Here is a 16,235-nt window from a genome sequence, read left to right on the forward strand (position 1 = left end):
GTGCCGTCAATAGGCCCGATGGTCGACCCCGAGTGCACTCTCCTGAGCCAAGTGGGGGATGGTAGAGACAGTCAGGGCAACCTCGAAGATGAGGCACAACGTCGGTGAGGGAAGACGTGAGCGACAACTCTGTAGTACTGCGGTACGGCGACGGCGAGTACACCTACCCGGTGATCGACAGCACCGTCGGTGACAAGGGCTTCGACATCGGAAAGCTCCGCGCCCAGACCGGTCTGGTGACGCTGGACAGCGGTTACGGCAACACGGCCGCGTATAAATCCGCCGTCACGTACCTGGACGGTGAAGCGGGCATCCTGCGGTACCGCGGCTACCCGATCGAGCAGCTGGCCGAGCGCTCCACCTTCCTGGAGGTCGCCTACCTGCTGATCAACGGCGAGCTGCCGACCGTCGACGAACTCTCGGTGTTCCAGAACGACATCACGCAGCACACCCTGCTGCACGAGGACGTCAAGAACTTCTACAAGGGCTTCCCGCGCGACGCCCACCCGATGGCGATGCTCTCCTCGGTCGTCTCGGCGCTGTCCACGTTCTACCAGGACAGCCACAACCCGTTCGACGAGCGCCAGCGCAACCTCTCCACGATCCGCCTGCTCGCCAAGCTCCCGACGATCGCCGCGTACGCGTACAAGAAGTCGATCGGTCACCCGTTCGTCTACCCGCGCAACGACCTCGGGTACGTCGAGAACTTCCTCCGCATGACCTTCTCGGTCCCGGCGCAGGAGTACGAGCTCGACCCGACCGTGGTCTCCGCGCTCGACAAGCTGCTGATCCTGCACGCGGACCACGAGCAGAACTGTTCGACCTCCACGGTCCGCCTCGTCGGCTCCTCGCAGGCGAACATGTTCGCCTCGATCTCCGCCGGCATCAACGCGCTGTGGGGCCCGCTGCACGGCGGCGCCAACCAGTCCGTGCTGGAGATGCTGGAGGGCATCCGCGACTCCGGCGGCGACGTCGACACCTTCATCCGCAAGGTGAAGAACAAGGAGGACGGCGTCCGCCTGATGGGCTTCGGCCACCGGGTCTACAAGAACTTCGACCCGCGCGCCAAGATCATCAAGGCCGCCGCGCACGACGTGCTGTCCGCTCTCGGCAAGTCCGACGAGCTGCTGGACATCGCGCTGAAGCTGGAGGAGCACGCGCTCTCCGACGACTACTTCGTCTCGCGCAGCCTCTACCCGAACGTCGACTTCTACACGGGTCTGATCTACCGGGCCATGGGCTTCCCGACCGAGATGTTCACGGTCCTGTTCGCCCTCGGTCGGCTGCCGGGCTGGATCGCCCAGTGGCACGAGATGATCAAGGAGCCGGGCTCCCGCATCGGCCGCCCGCGCCAGATCTACACGGGCGTGGTCGAGCGCGACTTCGTTCCCGTCGAGGAGCGCTGAGCGCAGGAGCAGTAGCGCGTCAGGTCCCCGTATCCGCTTGCCGGGTGCGGGGGCTTTTGCGTTGCCGGGTGCGGGTGCGGGTGCGGGTGCGGGTGCGGGTAGCTGGCGCGGGCGCGGGCGGTGAGGTGATGAGGGTTCTCGCGTGATCTCTCACGGGATTTCTTACGCAATGAAGAAGGCGCCCCGGCGTCGGTCCCCCCACGGGCCGACGACCAGGGCGCCTTCCCAGTCCCGGTACGGATTCCCCCCACGGGATCCGGCCGGGCGTCTGTGAGGACAGCGCCTGAATCGCTGTTGAGCAGAACGAGCAGAACTCGCCGTACTTCTGTGAGGTGCGATCTGCCGGGACAGCGCACGCCCGGGAGGGCCGCTCAAAGCTTCCCGGTGTACGTGCCCCGGCAACGCTCCCCCGAGCTCTCAACTCCGTTCGAGCAGGGAGGTACCCCCACCTGAGGAAGTCCCCCAAGACATCCCCAGTTGCCAGGTGGCGCCCCCCAAGACGCTCCCCGACATCGTCAACTTAGACCTTCGAACCCCTCAGATGGTTACGTTCACATCACTGTGATCTGCGTCTCTTGCATATGTCCGTTAGATACGCAAGAGCCCGGATGTCCCGTCCGAGACCCAAGCGTAAGGATGATGCGCGAGCCTTGTGAAGAGCTTATGTGAGCCGGGCCCGGGACTCCAGAGGGGCTCAAATCACGTTCGCCGTGAACTTAGGTGGAATTCGGGCGACTTCACCGAAATGTCCGCAGTCGCAGGCTGTTCGTGACGACGAAGACCGACGAGAAGGCCATTGCGGCCCCCGCGATCATCGGGTTCAGCAGCCCCGCGGCGGCCAACGGCAGCGCGGCCACGTTGTAGCCGAAGGCCCACACCAGGTTGCCCTTGATCGTGGCCAGGGTGCGGCGGGCCAGCCGGATCGCGTCCGCCGCCACCCGCAGATCGCCGCGGACCAGCGTCAGATCGCCCGCCTCGATCGCCGCGTCCGTGCCGGTGCCCATCGCCAGCCCCAGATCGGCGGCGGCGAGCGCGGCCGCGTCGTTGACGCCGTCGCCCACCATGGCGACGACCCGCCCCTCGGCCTGCAGCCGCCGTACCGCGGCGACCTTGTCCTCGGGCAGGACCTCGGCCACCACCTGCTCGATCCCCACGGCCGTTGCCACCGTCGCGGCCACCGTCCGGTTGTCCCCGGTCAGCAGCACCGGGGTGAGCCCCAGCGCGCGCAGGTCCCGCACGGCTTCGGCGCTGGTCTCCTTGATCGCGTCCGCCACGGCCAGCACGGCCCGTGCCGTCCCGTCCCAGCCGGCCAGGACGGCCGTACGCCCGGCCCGCTCGGCCTCGTCCCGCGCGCGGGCCAGCTCCGGCGGGACGTCGTCGAAGAGCCGCCCGACGGCGACGTCACGGCCCTCCACGCGCCCGCGCGCGCCCCGCCCGGGGACGTTCTCGAACCCCTCGACGCCCGGGAGCGGCCCGGCGCTCTCCTCGGCACCCCGCGCGATCGCCCCGGCCACCGGGTGCTCGGAGGCGTGCTCGACGGCGCCCGCGAGCCGCAGCACCTCCTTCTCGTCGGTGTCCTCGGCGACGTGCACCTCCTGCAGGGTCATCCGGCCGGTGGTGACCGTGCCGGTCTTGTCCAGCACGACGGTGTCCACCCGGCGCGTGGACTCCAGGACCTCCGGGCCCTTGATGAGGACGCCGAGCTGCGCGCCCCGGCCCGTGCCGACCATCAGCGCGGTCGGGGTCGCCAGGCCCAGCGCGCACGGACAGGCGATGATCAGGACCGCGACGGCGGCCGTGAACGCGGCGACGCCGTCGCCGGTCAGCCCCAGCCAGGCCCCGGCCGTCGCGACGGCGATCAGCAGGACCACCGGCACGAAGATCCCGGAGACCCGGTCGGCGAGCCGCTGCACCTCGGCCTTGCCGTTCTGGGCGTCCTCCACCAGCTTCGCCATCCGCGCGAGCCGGGTGTCGGCGCCGACCCGGGTGGCCTCGACGACCAGCCGGCCGCCCGCGTTGACCGTCGCGCCGGTGACCGTGTCCCCGGCCGTCACGTCCACCGGCACGGACTCGCCGGTCAGCATCGAGGCGTCGACCGCGGAGGTCCCCTCGACGACCGTGCCGTCGGTGGCGATCTTCTCCCCGGGCCGTACGACGAACCGGTCGCCGACGGCCAGCCGCTGCGCCGGGATCCGCACCTCGCGGCCGTCCCGCAGCACGGCCACGTCCCTGGCGCCCAGTTCCATCAGCGCCCTGAGCGCGGCTCCCGCGCGGCGCTTGGAACGGGCCTCCAGCCAGCGGCCCAGCAGGATGAAGGCGGTGACGCCGGAGGCGACCTCCAGGTAGATCGAGGAGGCGCCGTCCCCGCGCGAGACCGTGAACTCGAACGGGTGCCGCATGCCCGGCATGCCCGCATCACCGAGGAACAGCGCCCACAGGGACCAGCCGAACGCGGCGAGCGTGCCCAGGCAGACCAGCGTGTCCATGGTGGCGGCGCCGTGCCGGGCGTTGGTCCAGGCGGCCCGGTGGAAGGGGAGTCCGCCCCAGACGACGACCGGCGCGGCGAGGGTGAGCGAGAGCCACTGCCAGTTGTCGAACTGCAGGGCCGGGACCATCGCCAGCAGGATGACGGGCAGGGCGAGGGCGGCGGAGATGGTGAGGCGCCGGCGGAGGGCCGAGAGCTCGGGGTCCTCCTCGGCGTCAGAGGTCTCCTCCCGCGGGGGCGCGGGCTCCTCGGCGGTGTAGCCGGTCTTCACCACGGTGGCGATCAGATCGGCGACCTCGGTGCCCTCGGGATAGGCGACCCGTGCCTTCTCCGTCGCGTAGTTGACCGTGGCCGTGACGCCGTCCATGCGGTTGAGCTTCTTCTCGACGCGGGCCGCGCAGGAGGCGCAGGTCATCCCGCCGATGAGCAGCTCGACCTCGGCGAGCGCGGGCTCCCGGCCGGTCGGCGCCTTGGCGGTGGTGCTGGTCATGTCCTCACTCCTGGAGATGCGGGGCGCCCGGAAAGCGGAATGGGCCGTACGGGCCGGGGGGGCGGCGTACGGCCCGTACACGGGTACGAGTGCCAGGGCCGGCACGCCTCAGACCTGCCGCCCGGTGCCTGGTCGGCGCGTCTGAGACCTGCCGGCCGGTGCCGGGGTCGGGGCGTCTCAGAGCTGCCGGCCGCCGGACCCGGGGTGGCTCAGGCCCGGCCGGCCAGTTCGAAGCCGGCCTCGTCGACGGCGGCGCGCACGGCCTCGTCGGCGATCGGGGTCGCGGAGACGACCGTGACCTCGCCGGTCTTGGCGACGGCCGTCACCGAGCTCACGCCGGAGATCTGGGAGATCTCGCCGGAGACCGCGCCCTCGCAGTGTCCGCAGCTCATGCCGCTCACCTTGAAGACGGTGGTGACGGGGCCCGTGGTGTCGGTCTGGGCGGTCATGTCGTTACTCCTCGCAGAGGCAGGTGGGGCTATGGGGTCCGCTGGGGGATCCGCACCACCAACTGTACCCCTAGGGGGTATCGGCGCACGACGCACCCGCCAGCGGTCGCAGGTATCGCAGAAGGGCCTCTTTCAGCTCCTGGATGTAGGCCTCCCGCTCGGCGCCCTCGTGGGCCAGGATCAGCTCCAGGCCGGCCTTGTAGATGCCGACGCACATCCGGGCGGTGCGGGTGACGGCCGGGGCGGGTGCGTCGGGCACGAACGGCGCGACGAGCGTCTCGACCCGGGCGACCAGTGTGGTGTGCAGCGCGTCGTGCTCCTCGGCGATGCGCCCCGGGATGTCGGGGCCGTGCATCAGCGCGAAGAAGGCCGGGTGGCGGCCGTTGAACTCGATGAAGCGGTCGACGGCCCCGGTGATGACCTCCTCGAGCGAGGTCACCGCGGGGTCGGTGGGGGTCAGTACCTCGTCGTACGACTGGCGCATCTCGTGCATGAGCCGGCTGCCCAGCTCGATCGCGATCGCTTCCTTGTTCGGGAAGAACTGGTACAGCGTGCCCGGTGAGACGCCCGCCTCGCGGGCGATGGCGTTGGTGCTGGCGGCCGTGTAGCCCGTCGTGGAGAAGACCGCGGCGGCGGCTTCGAGCAGCTGGGTGATGCGGCGCTCGCCGCGCGCCTGCCGACGGCGCGGCCGTTCGTCGGCCGCCGCGGTCGTCGTCTCGGTTCCGGCTTTCTCGGGCTTCTCGGGCACGCCTTATCCCCAGGTCTGATCACGTGATTGACAAACGCGAGCGGTCACTCGCATTCTGGACCCAGAAATGCGAGCGATCTCTCGTGTTTGCCGGTTCTTGGCAGCTCCATGCTGTCAGGCTGCGCCTGGACACGGGTCTCGGTGAAGGGGACACCGCACGATGACCGAAGTCAACACACCGCCGCGCGTCCGGGGCTGGACCCGTTTCGTCACCGCCCGGCCCAGACTGTCGCTGCTGGTGGCGCTGGTGCTCACCGTGCTCGCGGTCCTGGCCGGCAGCGGCGTCGCCGACCGGCTCGGCGCCGGCGGCTGGGAGGACCCGACCGCCGAGTCCACGTACGCGACCAAGGCCCTGGAGCGCGAGTTCCCCGGCTCCCAGCCCAACGTCCTGCTCCTGCTCGACGCCGGCGACGCATCGGTCGACGACCCGGCCGTCGCCGCCGAGGCCGAGCGGCTCACCGAGCGGCTGGCGAGCGAGCGGGGCGTCACCGGCGTCGGCTCCTACTGGCAGTCCGGCACCCCGGCCCTGCGCTCGAAGGACGGACACGAGGCACTGATCGCCGCCCGCGTCACCGGCGACGAGAAGACCGCCGGCGAGACCCTGGAGCGCATCGCGCCCCACTACCGCGGCGTGCACGGCCCGGCGGAGGTCACGGTCGGCGGCCCGGTCGCCGTGCGGCACGAGATGCAGACGATCATCCAGGAGGACCTGACCCGGGCCGAGCTCATCGCCCTGCCGGTGACGCTCGTCCTGCTGGTGATGGTCTTCGGCAGCGCCGTCGCGGCCCTGCTGCCGCTCGGCATCGGCATCGTCGCCATCCTCGGCACCAACGCGATCCTGCGCGGCCTCACCGAACTCACCGACGTGTCCGTGTTCGCGATCAACCTCACCACGGCCCTCGGACTCGGCCTCGCCATCGACTACGCCCTGTTCATCGTGCGCCGCTTCCGCGAGGAACTGTCCACGGGCGCCGAACCCGTGACGGCGATCGGCACCACCCTGCGCACAGCGGGCCGCACCGTGCTGTTCTCCGCCCTCACGGTCGCGGTGTCCCTGGCCGCGATGCTGGTCTTCCCGCAGTACTTCCTGCGCTCCTTCGCCTACGCCGGGATCGCCGTCGTGCTGCTGGCCGCGGCGGCCGCGCTGATCCTGCTCCCGGCCGCGTTGGTGCTGCTCGGGCACCGGGTCGACTCCTGGGATCTGCGCCGCGTGTTCCGGCGGGGCCGCCGGCCGAATCCGGCCGGGGAAGAGGGCAGGGCCTGGGCGCGCACGGCGACCCTCGTCATGCGCCGCGCCCCGTTCTTCGCGCTGGGCACCACAGCCGTCCTCGTCCTGCTCGGACTGCCCTTCCTGGGCGTGAGGTTCGGCACCGCGGACGACCGCCAGCTGCCCTCGGCCTCGGAGTCCCATGTCGTGCAGCAGCACATCCGGGAGGGCTTCCCGGGCAGCCCCGGCGGCGGCCTCGAAGTGCTGGCCGAGGGCCGTGCCACCGAGGCGCAGTACGGCGCCTACAAGGAGCGGATCGCCCGGCTCCCCGATGTCGCGAGAGTGGACGGGCCGCTGGTGCAGGGCGACTCCGCGTACTTCACGGTGCTGGCGAAGGGGGAGGCGGTCGGCGATCCGGCGCAGCGTCTCGTGGGCGAACTGCGCGAGGTCCGGGCCCCCTTCGACACCGAGGTGACCGGCACCGCGGCCGTCCTGGTCGACTCCAAGGACGCCATAGGGGAGCGCCTGCCCCTCGCGGCCGCCTTCATCACGGTCGTCACCCTCCTCCTGGTCTTCCTCCTCACGGGCAGCGTGCTGATTCCGGTCCAGGCGGTCGTGCTGAACGCGCTCAGTCTGACGGCCATGTTCGGCGCGGTCGTCTGGGTCTTCCAGGACGGCCACCTCTCCGGCCTGCTCGGCTTCACCAGCCCCGGATCCATCGAGACGACCCTGCCGGTCCTGATGTTCTGCGTGGCCTTCGGCCTGTCCATGGACTACGGAGTGTTCCTGCTCTCCCGCATCAAGGAGGAGTACGACCACACCGGCGACCACGACCAGGCCGTCCGCCACGGCCTCCAGCGCACCGGCGGGCTGATCTCGGCTGCGGCGGTCATCCTGGCCGTGGTCATGGTCGCGATAGGCACCTCCCGGGTGACCAACACCAAGATGCTCGGCCTGGGCATCGCCCTGGCGGTCCTGATGGACGCGATGATCGTCCGCAGCCTTCTGGTCCCCGCGGTCATGCGCCTCACAGGCCGCGCCACCTGGTGGGCCCCTCGCCCCCTGCGCCGCTTCCACGAACGCTTCGGCCTGACGGAGGGTGAGCCGGCACCGGCGGGGGAGGGGAAACCGGCGGGGGAGCGAAATCCGGCAGAGGAGGGGGAGCCGGACCGGGACAAGGCCGGGGCCCGGGGCTAGCGTTCCCCCGAGGCGCGACCGACCGAGGCGCGACCGACCAGGGCGCCGGCGGCCGGGGTCGCGACCGACCGAGGCACCCGACCGGAGTGCGAACGACCGGGGCGCGAGGGCGGTCGGCGGTCCCGGACACGAACGGAAGGCGGGTGGGTCCATGCGGGCCGTGGTGTTCGAGCGGTACGGGGAGACGGCCGAGGTGCGGGAGGTCGCGGACCCGGAGCCCGCGGAACACGGGGTCGTCGTACGGGTCGAGGCCACCGGCCTGTGCCGCAGCGACTGGCACGGCTGGCAGGGCCACGACCCGGACATCGCCCTGCCGCACGTGCCCGGACACGAACTGGCCGGGGTCGTCGAGGCCGTAGGCGCCCGGGTGACCGGATGGCGGCCCGGCGACCGGGTTACCGTGCCGTTCATCTGCGCCTGCGGCACCTGCCCGTCCTGCGCGGCCGGTGACCACCAGGTGTGCGAGCGCCAGACCCAGCCCGGCTTCACCCACTGGGGATCCTTCGCCCAGTACGTGGCGCTGGACCACGCCGACGTGAACCTCGTGGCGCTGCCCGGGGAGCTGTCCTTCGCGACGGCGGCCTCGCTCGGCTGCCGATTCGCGACGGCGTACCGGGCGGTGGTGCAGCAGGGCCGGATCGCGGCAGGGGAATGGGTCGCGGTGCACGGCTGCGGCGGGGTCGGGCTCTCCGCCGTGATGATCGCCGCGGCCTCGGGCGCGCGGGTGGTGGCCGTCGACGTGTCGGCCCAGGCACTGGACCTGGCGCGGGAGTTCGGGGCCGCACAGCGCCTGGACGCCACGTCCGTGCCGGACACCGCGGCGGCCGTCCGGGACCTCACCGGCGGCGGCGCCCACCTCTCGCTCGACGCCCTCGGCTCACCCGGCACCTGCGCGGCCTCCGTGAACGGCCTGCGCCGCCGCGGCCGGCACGTCCAGGTCGGCCTGCTGCCCTCGCCGGACGGCACGACACCCGTGCCGATGGCCCGCGCGATCGCCCTGGAGCTCGAACTCCTCGGCAGCCACGGCATGGCCGCGCACAGCTACCCGCCCATGCTGGAACTGGTCCGCAGCGGCGTGCTGCGCCCCGACCTGCTGGTGACGTCGACGATCACGCTGGAGGAGGTCCCGGCCGCGCTGGCAGGGATGGGGACGGCGCCGGGGGCGGGGGCGACGGTCATCGTGCCGTGGAGCTGACGGGGAGTTGACGCTCCGGCGGACGACCGTGCCCCACGCGACGGTGGGGCACGAGGCGGAGGGATCGGGTCAGTCGGTTCTTCGGCCGCGGTTGCCCGGCCTGGAGGCGACCCAGGCCCGGACCGTGTCGGCGTACCAGTAGGGCTTGCCGCCCTCGACATGGTCGGGCGGGGGCAGCAGCCCGTGTTTGCGATAGGACCGCACGGTGTCCGGCTGCACCCGGATGTGCGCCGCGATCTCCTTGTAGGACCAGAGTCTTCGGTCGGTCATGACGTGCACCTCCCCGCGCGCACCGCGGCGGCGGCCGTGGACGGCCGTCCGGGGGAGCCGGGCGCTGCGCTGGCGATCAACAAGCCTGTGTCCGGTCAACGACACCCGGCGAGACCGGGCAGGGCCTGTGCGCCGGGTGTGACGGAAGACCCGCGTACACGCGACATGTGTGACAGGGGAGGGGCGTTTGTGACACAGCCGGGGCAAAGGCGCGCGCCGGTGCGGCGGCGGGGTGTCTTGACGCTTCACCCGGATCCGATCGCCGGCCGACCGGAGAGGCGGGCGGGGACGGGAGGTTGAAGACTCGGAACGGTGTGGACGCGGATGCGGCTGGGGCGCCGCCATGGGGAAAGCGCTGTCATGATCTGGTCCGAATGTCCGGACAAAACATTGACAGGGCGTCGAGAGGGGACTACAAAACCGGGGAGAGCCGAGCATCGAGGGGACACCGATGACGTACGACCTGATCACCATGGGGCGGATCGGAGTGGATCTGTATCCGCTGCAGACCGGTGTCCCGCTGCCGCAGGTCACGTCCTTCGGCAAGTTCCTCGGCGGTTCGGCGAGCAACGTCGCGGTCGCGGCGGCCCGTCTGGGGCGGCGGACGGCGGTGATCACCCGTACCGGCGACGACCCCTTCGGCACCTATCTCCACCAGGCCCTGAAGGACTTCGGCGTGGACGACCGCTGGGTCACCCCGGTACCCGGCCTGCCCACCCCGGTCACCTTCTGCGAGGTCTTCCCGCCGGACGACTTCCCGCTGTACTTCTACCGCCGGCCCAAGGCCCCCGACCTGGAGATCGACGCCCACGAGCTCGACCTCGACGCCGTCCGTGACACCCGGGTCTTCTGGGTCACGGGCACGGGCCTGAGCGAGGAGCCCAGCCGTACGGCGACCCTCGCGGCCCTCGCCCACCGCGCCAAGTCCGGCACGACGGTCTTCGACCTCGACTGGCGCCCGATGTTCTGGACCGACCCCGACGCGGCCCGCCCCTTCTACGCGGAGGCCCTGCGGCACACCACCGTCGCCGTCGGCAACCTCGACGAGGTGGAGGTCGCCACGGGCGTGCGCGAACCCCACGCCGCCGCCCGTGCCCTGCTCGACGCGGGCGTCGAACTCGCCGTCGTCAAGCAGGGCCCCAAGGGCGTCCTCGCGGTGAACAGCGCCGGCGAGAGCGCCGAGGTCCCGCCGCTGCCGGTGAACGTCCTCAACGGCCTCGGCGCCGGAGACGCCTTCGGCGGCTCCCTCGTCCACGGCCTGCTGGCCGGCTGGGACCTGGAGAAGACCATGCGGCACGCCAACGCCGCCGGGGCCATCGTCGCCTCCCGCCTGGAGTGCTCCTCCGCGATGCCCACCCCGGACGAGATCGAGGCGGCCGTCACCGCGGGGGCCGTCCGGTGACCGTCGACATCTCCGAGCTCGTCGACCTGCGCAGCCACCGCCCGGAGGCGATCGCCGAGGCCGCCGCCCGCCGCACCCGCCGGCCGCTGCTGAACACGAGCGGCCGCCTGATGATCATCGCGGCCGACCATCCGGCCCGCGGTGCCCTCGCCGCCGGCGGCCGCAGCATGGCCATGGCCAACCGCGCCGACCTCCTCGAACGCCTCTGCCTGGCCCTGTCCCGCCCGGGCGTCGACGGCGTCCTCGCCACCGCCGACATCCTCGACGACCTGCTCCTGCTCGGCGCCCTCGACGGCAAGGTCGTCCTCGGCTCGATGAACCGCGGCGGCCTCCAGGGCGCGCGCTTCGAACTCGACGACCGTTTCACCGGCCACCGCCCCGAGGACATCGAGCGCCTGGGCTTCGACGCCGGCAAGCTGCTCCTGCGCATCGACTACGACGACCCGGGCTCCCTCACCACGATGGAGTCCACCGCCCGCGCGATCGACGACATGGCCGCGCGTCGACTCCCCGTCTTCGTCGAGCCGTTCCTCAGCCACCGCACCCCCGAGGGCAAGGTCAGGAACGACCTCTCCGCCGAGGCCGTCACCAAGTCGATCGCCATCGCCTCCGGCCTGGGCGGCAGTTCCGCCTACACCTGGCTGAAGGTGCCGGTCACCGAGAACCCCGACGACATGGCCGAGGTCATGGCGACCTCCACCCTGCCCGCCGTACTGCTCGGCGGGGAGATCGGGGGCTCCGCCGAGGAGCAGGCCGGGGCGTACGAGAAGTGGCGCGGCGCCCTGCGACTGCCCACCGTGCGAGGGCTGGTGGTCGGCCGCTCGCTGCTGTATCCGGCGGACGGCGATGTGGCCGCCGCCGTGGACACCGCCGTCGGACTGCTGTGAGGGCTGCGTCATGACCACCCACACCTTCACCACGGTCGACGGCACGCAAGACCGAGGGTTCCCTCTTCCGGGCGGCGCCGCGGAAGTCCGGCAGTTCCCTCCCCCGGGCAGGTCCCGGGCCCAGATCGCCTCCGGCGCGGGAAGCCGCTTTGCTTTGGCAGGAGCGAAGTGCGAGCGACAACTCCCCGCCCGCTACGGCCCCGCGCCGGAGGTCTCCCGGACGAGGCGTACCCGGCCTCGCCCTGTGAACGCTCGGTGCGGGCGTCGCGTATCCGTGACCACCCAGAGGGAGGGACACCGATGACCTCGACGACGCGGCTGACGGTCGCACAGGCGCTCGTGCGCTTCCTGTCCGCCCAGTACACCGAACGCGACGGCGTCCGGCAGCGGCTCATCGGCGCCACCTGGGGCATCTTCGGCCACGGCAACGTGGCCGGCATCGGCCAGGCCCTCCTCGAACACGCCGAGGAGATGCCCTACCACCAGGGCCGCAACGAACAGGCCATGGTGCACGCGGCGGTCGGCTACGCCCGCCAGTCCGGCCGTCTGTCCACGCACGCGGTGACGACGTCCATCGGCCCGGGCGCCACCAACCTCGTCACCGGCGCCGCCCTCGCGACCATCAACCACCTCCCGGTGCTGCTCCTGCCCGGCGACGTCTTCGCGACCCGGCCCGCCGACCCGGTCCTGCAGCAGCTCGAAGTGCCCTACGCGGGCGACGTGTCGGTCAACGACTGCCTGCGCCCGGTGTCGAAGTACTTCGACCGGATCACCCGGCCCGAAGCCCTCATCCCCTCCGCGCTGAACGCGATGCGCGTCCTCACCGACCCCGTCGAGACCGGCGCCGTCACCCTCGCCCTGCCCCAGGACGTGCAGGCCGAGGCGTACGACTGGCCGGAGGAGTTCTTCGCCGAGCGCGTCTGGACCGTGCGGCGGCCCGGCGCCGACCCGACGGAACTGGCCGAGGCGGTACGGATCATCCGCTCGGCGAAGAGGCCCCTGGTCATCGCGGGCGGCGGCGTCCACCACAGCCGCGCCGAGGAGGCCCTCGCCGAGTTCGCCGGGACGACCGGCATCCCGGTCGCCTCCACCCAGGCGGGCAAGGGCTCCCTGCGCCACGACCACGCCCAGGACGTCGGCGGCGTCGGCCACACCGGCACCGCCACCGCGGACGAACTCGCCCGCACCGCCGACCTGGTGATCGGCGTCGGCACCCGCTACACCGACTTCACCACCGCCTCCGGCACGCTGTTCGGCAACCCGGACGTCCGCTTCCTCAACCTCAACATCGCGCCCTTCGACGGTCACAAGCTCGCCGGGCAGCCCTTGGTCGCGGACGCCCGCAGCGGCCTGCAGGAGCTCACCGACGCCCTCCGGCTGCACGCGTACCGGGTCGCCGGCACCTACGCCACCGAGTACACCGAGGACAAGGAACGCTGGGAGCAGCGCGTCGACGCCTGCTACGAGGTGGACGAACCCGACACCCGTCCGACCCAGCCCCAGGTCATCGGCGCCCTGGACGAGATCGCCGACGCCTCGGACATCCTGATCAACGCCGCCGGCTCCCTCCCCGGCGACCTGCACAAACTGTGGCGGACCCGGTCGCCCGACCAGTACCACCTGGAGTACGGCTACTCCTGCATGGGCTACGAGATACCGGCCGCCATCGGCGTCAAGATGGCCGCCCCGGACCGGCCCGTGTGGGCGCTGGTCGGCGACGGCACGTACCTGATGATGCCGACGGAGATCGTGACGGCCGTGCAGGAGGGCATCGCGATCAAGGTCCTGCTCATCCAGAACCACGGCTACGCGTCCATCGGCGGCCTTTCGGAGTCGGTGGGCGGCGAGCGGTTCGGCACCGCCTACCGCTTCCCGGCCGAGGACGGCTCGTACAGCGGGGCGCCGCTGCCCGTCGACCTCGCCGCCAACGCGGCCAGCCTCGGCATGCGCGTCCTGCGTGCGAAGACCGTCCGGGACCTGCGGGAGGCCCTCGCCGAGGCCCGGGCGGCCGACACTCCCACATGTGTCTACGTCGAGACCCAAACGGCAGACACAGTGTCGGGCGCGCCTCCCGCGCAGGCCTGGTGGGATGTACCCGTGGCCGAGACCGCGACACGGCCGTCCGCGGTCAAGGCACGTGAGCTGTACGAACGGCACGTCTCCACCCGACGCCGCCATCTGTGAAGGAGTTCCCGGCCATGACGAAGATCGTCAACCACTGGATCGGCGGCAAGACCGTCGAAGGCGCCTCGGGCACGCACGGGCCGGTGACCGATCCGGCGACCGGCGAGGTGACGACGAAGGTCGCGTTCGCCTCGGTCGACGAGGTGGACGCGGCGGTCGCCGCCGCCAAGGAGGCCTACCTGACCTGGGGCCAGTCCTCGCTGGCCCAGCGCACGTCGATCCTGTTCAAGTTCCGCGCCCTGCTGGACGCCAACCGCGACGCGATCGCCGAACTGATCACGGCCGAGCACGGCAAGGTCCACTCCGACGCCCTCGGCGAGGTCGCGCGCGGCCTGGAGATCGTCGACCTGGCCTGCGGCATCAGCGTGCAGCTGAAGGGCGAGCTGTCCACGCAGGTCGCCAGCCGCGTCGACGTGTCCTCCATCCGTCAGCCGCTCGGCGTCGTCGCCGGCATCACGCCGTTCAACTTCCCGGCGATGGTGCCGATGTGGATGTTCCCCCTCGCCATCGCGTGCGGCAACACCTTCGTGCTCAAGCCGTCCGAGAAGGACCCGTCGGCCTCGGTCAAGATCGCCGAACTGCTCGCCGAGGCGGGCCTGCCCGACGGTGTCTTCAACGTCGTCCACGGCGACAAGGTGGCCGTGGACCGTCTCCTGGAGCACCCGGACGTCAAGGCCGTCTCCTTCGTCGGCTCGACCCCGATCGCCCGGTACATCCACACCACCGCCTCCGCCAACGGCAAGCGCGTACAGGCCCTGGGCGGCGCCAAGAACCACATGCTGGTCCTGCCCGACGCCGACCTCGACGCGGCCGCCGACGCCGCCGTCTCGGCCGCCTACGGCTCCGCCGGTGAGCGCTGCATGGCCATCTCCGCGGTCGTCGCCGTCGGTTCGATCGGCGACGAGCTCGTGGAGAAGATCCGCGAGCGCGCCGAGAAGATCAAGATCGGCCCGGGCAACGACCCGGCCTCCGAGATGGGCCCGCTCATCACCAAGGTCCACCGCGACAAGGTCGCCTCCTACGTCGAGGGCGCCGCGGCCGAGGGCTGCGAGGTCGTCCTGGACGGCACCGGCTTCACCGTCGACGGCTTCGAGGACGGCCACTGGATCGGCATCTCGCTGCTCGACAAGGTGCCCACGTCCGCGAAGGCCTACCAGGACGAGATCTTCGGCCCGGTGCTGACCGTGCTGCGCACCGAGACCTACGAGGAGGCCCTGGACCTGATCAACGCCTCCCCGTTCGGCAACGGCACCGCGATCTTCACCCGGGACGGCGGCGCGGCCCGCCGCTTCCAGCTGGAGGTCGAAGCCGGCATGGTCGGCGTGAACGTCCCGATCCCGGTCCCCGTCGGCTACCACTCCTTCGGCGGCTGGAAGGACTCGCTCTTCGGCGACCACCACATCTACGGCAACGACGGCACGCACTTCTACACCCGCGGCAAGGTCGTCACCACCCGCTGGCCGGACCCGGCCGACGCCCCGGCGGGCGTGGACCTGGGCTTCCCGCGCAACCACTGACCGCTACCGGCCACTCCTCCATGGGCGAGCGCTCGCCCATGGAGACTGTGGACATGCACACACCGACGCAACCCCCCACGGAAACCCCCACGACCCTGGGCGAGCAGCTCCTGCTCCTCTCGTTGGACGACGAGTCCGGCGCCGCGAAGGAGTCGGCGAAGGTGGCGCCGGCGATATCCGCTGCCTTACTGGTGGAGCTGGCGCTGGCCGGCCGGATCGATGTGACCGACGACAAGGTGACGGTCGTCGATGCCACGCCGCTGGGCGAACCCGCCCTGGACGCGGCACTCGCCGACATCGCCGGCAGGGACAAGCCGGGCAGGACCAGGGACTGGATCACCCGGCTGAAGACGGACGCGGCGGCCTGGGCGAACCGGGGCCTGATCGAGAAGGGACTGGTCCGGGAGGAGAAGAAGAAGGTGCTCGGCCTCTTCTCCGTGCGTCGCTATCCCGAGGCGGACGGTTCGGCGGAGGCGGCGGTACGGCAGCGGCTCGACGAGGTCGTCCTTCGAGGAGCGGCGCCGGACGAGCGTACGGCGTGTTTGGTGGCCCTGCTGCACGGCGCGAAGCTGCACCGGCTGGCCTTCCCGGACGCCGACGCGCGTGAGGTCGGGGCGGCGATGGAGGCTCTCTCCGAGGCCCAGTGGTCCGCGACGGCCGTGCGGCACGTCGTACGGGCGGCCGAGGAGGGGCTGGCGGTGATCGTCGCCGTGACGGTGACGACGACGATCGTCGCCGGCAGCTGACCTCGGCGGTCCGCCCGGAGCCCGCGGCCGGCAGCAGCAGGCCCCTCCCCGG

General features: G+C 71.6%; 12 protein-coding genes and 1 pseudogene. 9 read left to right on the forward strand and 4 right to left on the reverse strand.

What is annotated here, in order from left to right:
• Window positions 1-116 precede the first annotated feature (116 nt).
• Complete coding sequence (locus tag FDO69_RS12515) at window positions 117-1,406, forward strand: citrate synthase (protein ID WP_104779851.1); 1,290 nt, start codon at window positions 117-119, stop codon at window positions 1,404-1,406.
• A 737-nt stretch (window positions 1,407-2,143) separates the two neighbouring features.
• Here FDO69_RS12515 and FDO69_RS12520 read toward each other — a convergent pair.
• From FDO69_RS12520 to FDO69_RS12530, 3 genes are all read right to left on the reverse strand, one after another.
• Window positions 2,144-4,381 carry a heavy metal translocating P-type ATPase gene (locus FDO69_RS12520; protein WP_104779852.1) on the reverse strand — a complete coding sequence of 746 codons (2,238 nt, stop codon included), beginning with the start codon at window positions 4,379-4,381 and terminating at the stop codon, window positions 2,144-2,146.
• A 209-nt stretch (window positions 4,382-4,590) separates the two neighbouring features.
• Window positions 4,591-4,830: a heavy-metal-associated domain-containing protein gene (locus FDO69_RS12525; protein ID WP_104779853.1), complete on the reverse strand. Its 240-nt coding sequence runs from the start codon at window positions 4,828-4,830 to the stop codon at window positions 4,591-4,593.
• 70 nt (window positions 4,831-4,900) lie between these two features.
• Window positions 4,901-5,578, reverse strand: coding sequence for a TetR/AcrR family transcriptional regulator (locus FDO69_RS12530; protein ID WP_104779854.1), 678 nt, complete (start codon window positions 5,576-5,578; stop codon window positions 4,901-4,903).
• 160 nt (window positions 5,579-5,738) lie between these two features.
• Between FDO69_RS12530 and FDO69_RS12535 the strand changes: the two genes are divergently transcribed.
• Together FDO69_RS12535 and FDO69_RS12540 are read left to right on the forward strand one after the other, a co-directional pair.
• Window positions 5,739-7,982 carry an MMPL family transporter gene (locus tag FDO69_RS12535; RefSeq protein ID WP_104779855.1) on the forward strand — a complete coding sequence of 748 codons (2,244 nt, stop codon included), beginning with the start codon at window positions 5,739-5,741 and terminating at the stop codon, window positions 7,980-7,982.
• A gap of 151 nt (window positions 7,983-8,133) precedes the next feature.
• Complete coding sequence (locus FDO69_RS12540) at window positions 8,134-9,177, forward strand: zinc-dependent alcohol dehydrogenase family protein (protein WP_104779856.1); 1,044 nt, start codon at window positions 8,134-8,136, stop codon at window positions 9,175-9,177.
• 69 nt (window positions 9,178-9,246) lie between these two features.
• On the opposite strand, the gene FDO69_RS12545 is transcribed toward FDO69_RS12540, so the two are convergent.
• A complete protein-coding gene (locus FDO69_RS12545) occupies window positions 9,247-9,447 on the reverse strand; it encodes a helix-turn-helix transcriptional regulator (protein ID WP_104779857.1) in 201 nt (66 codons plus the stop codon).
• A gap of 451 nt (window positions 9,448-9,898) precedes the next feature.
• Here FDO69_RS12545 and iolC point away from each other — a divergent pair, with 451 nt between their 5' ends.
• The 6 genes and pseudogenes from iolC to FDO69_RS12575 all read left to right on the forward strand — a co-directional run bounded on the left by iolC (window position 9,899) and on the right by FDO69_RS12575 (window position 16,183).
• Window positions 9,899-10,849, forward strand: coding sequence for a 5-dehydro-2-deoxygluconokinase (iolC, locus tag FDO69_RS12550; protein WP_104779858.1), 951 nt, complete (start codon window positions 9,899-9,901; stop codon window positions 10,847-10,849).
• A complete protein-coding gene (locus tag FDO69_RS12555) occupies window positions 10,846-11,736 on the forward strand; it encodes a Cgl0159 family (beta/alpha)8-fold protein (RefSeq protein ID WP_104779859.1) in 891 nt (296 codons plus the stop codon). The genes iolC and FDO69_RS12555 overlap by 4 nt, the downstream gene beginning before the upstream one ends.
• Before the next feature lie 103 nt (window positions 11,737-11,839).
• Window positions 11,840-11,950: pseudogene (locus tag FDO69_RS41910) on the forward strand (5-deoxy-glucuronate isomerase); the annotation flags it as partial.
• Window positions 11,951-12,036: 86 nt separating this feature from the next.
• Window positions 12,037-13,920 carry a 3D-(3,5/4)-trihydroxycyclohexane-1,2-dione acylhydrolase (decyclizing) gene (iolD, locus tag FDO69_RS12565; RefSeq protein WP_104779860.1) on the forward strand — a complete coding sequence of 628 codons (1,884 nt, stop codon included), beginning with the start codon at window positions 12,037-12,039 and terminating at the stop codon, window positions 13,918-13,920.
• Between the two features lie 14 nt (window positions 13,921-13,934).
• Complete coding sequence (mmsA, locus tag FDO69_RS12570; protein ID WP_104779861.1) at window positions 13,935-15,437, forward strand: CoA-acylating methylmalonate-semialdehyde dehydrogenase; 1,503 nt, start codon at window positions 13,935-13,937, stop codon at window positions 15,435-15,437.
• Between the two features lie 53 nt (window positions 15,438-15,490).
• Window positions 15,491-16,183: a GOLPH3/VPS74 family protein gene (locus tag FDO69_RS12575; RefSeq protein ID WP_104779862.1), complete on the forward strand. Its 693-nt coding sequence runs from the start codon at window positions 15,491-15,493 to the stop codon at window positions 16,181-16,183.
• Window positions 16,184-16,235: the final 52 nt, after the last annotated feature.

Origin of the sequence: Streptomyces tibetensis (genome assembly GCF_007655005.1) — a bacterium.
GTDB classification, from domain to species: domain Bacteria; phylum Actinomycetota; class Actinomycetes; order Streptomycetales; family Streptomycetaceae; genus Streptomyces; species Streptomyces tibetensis.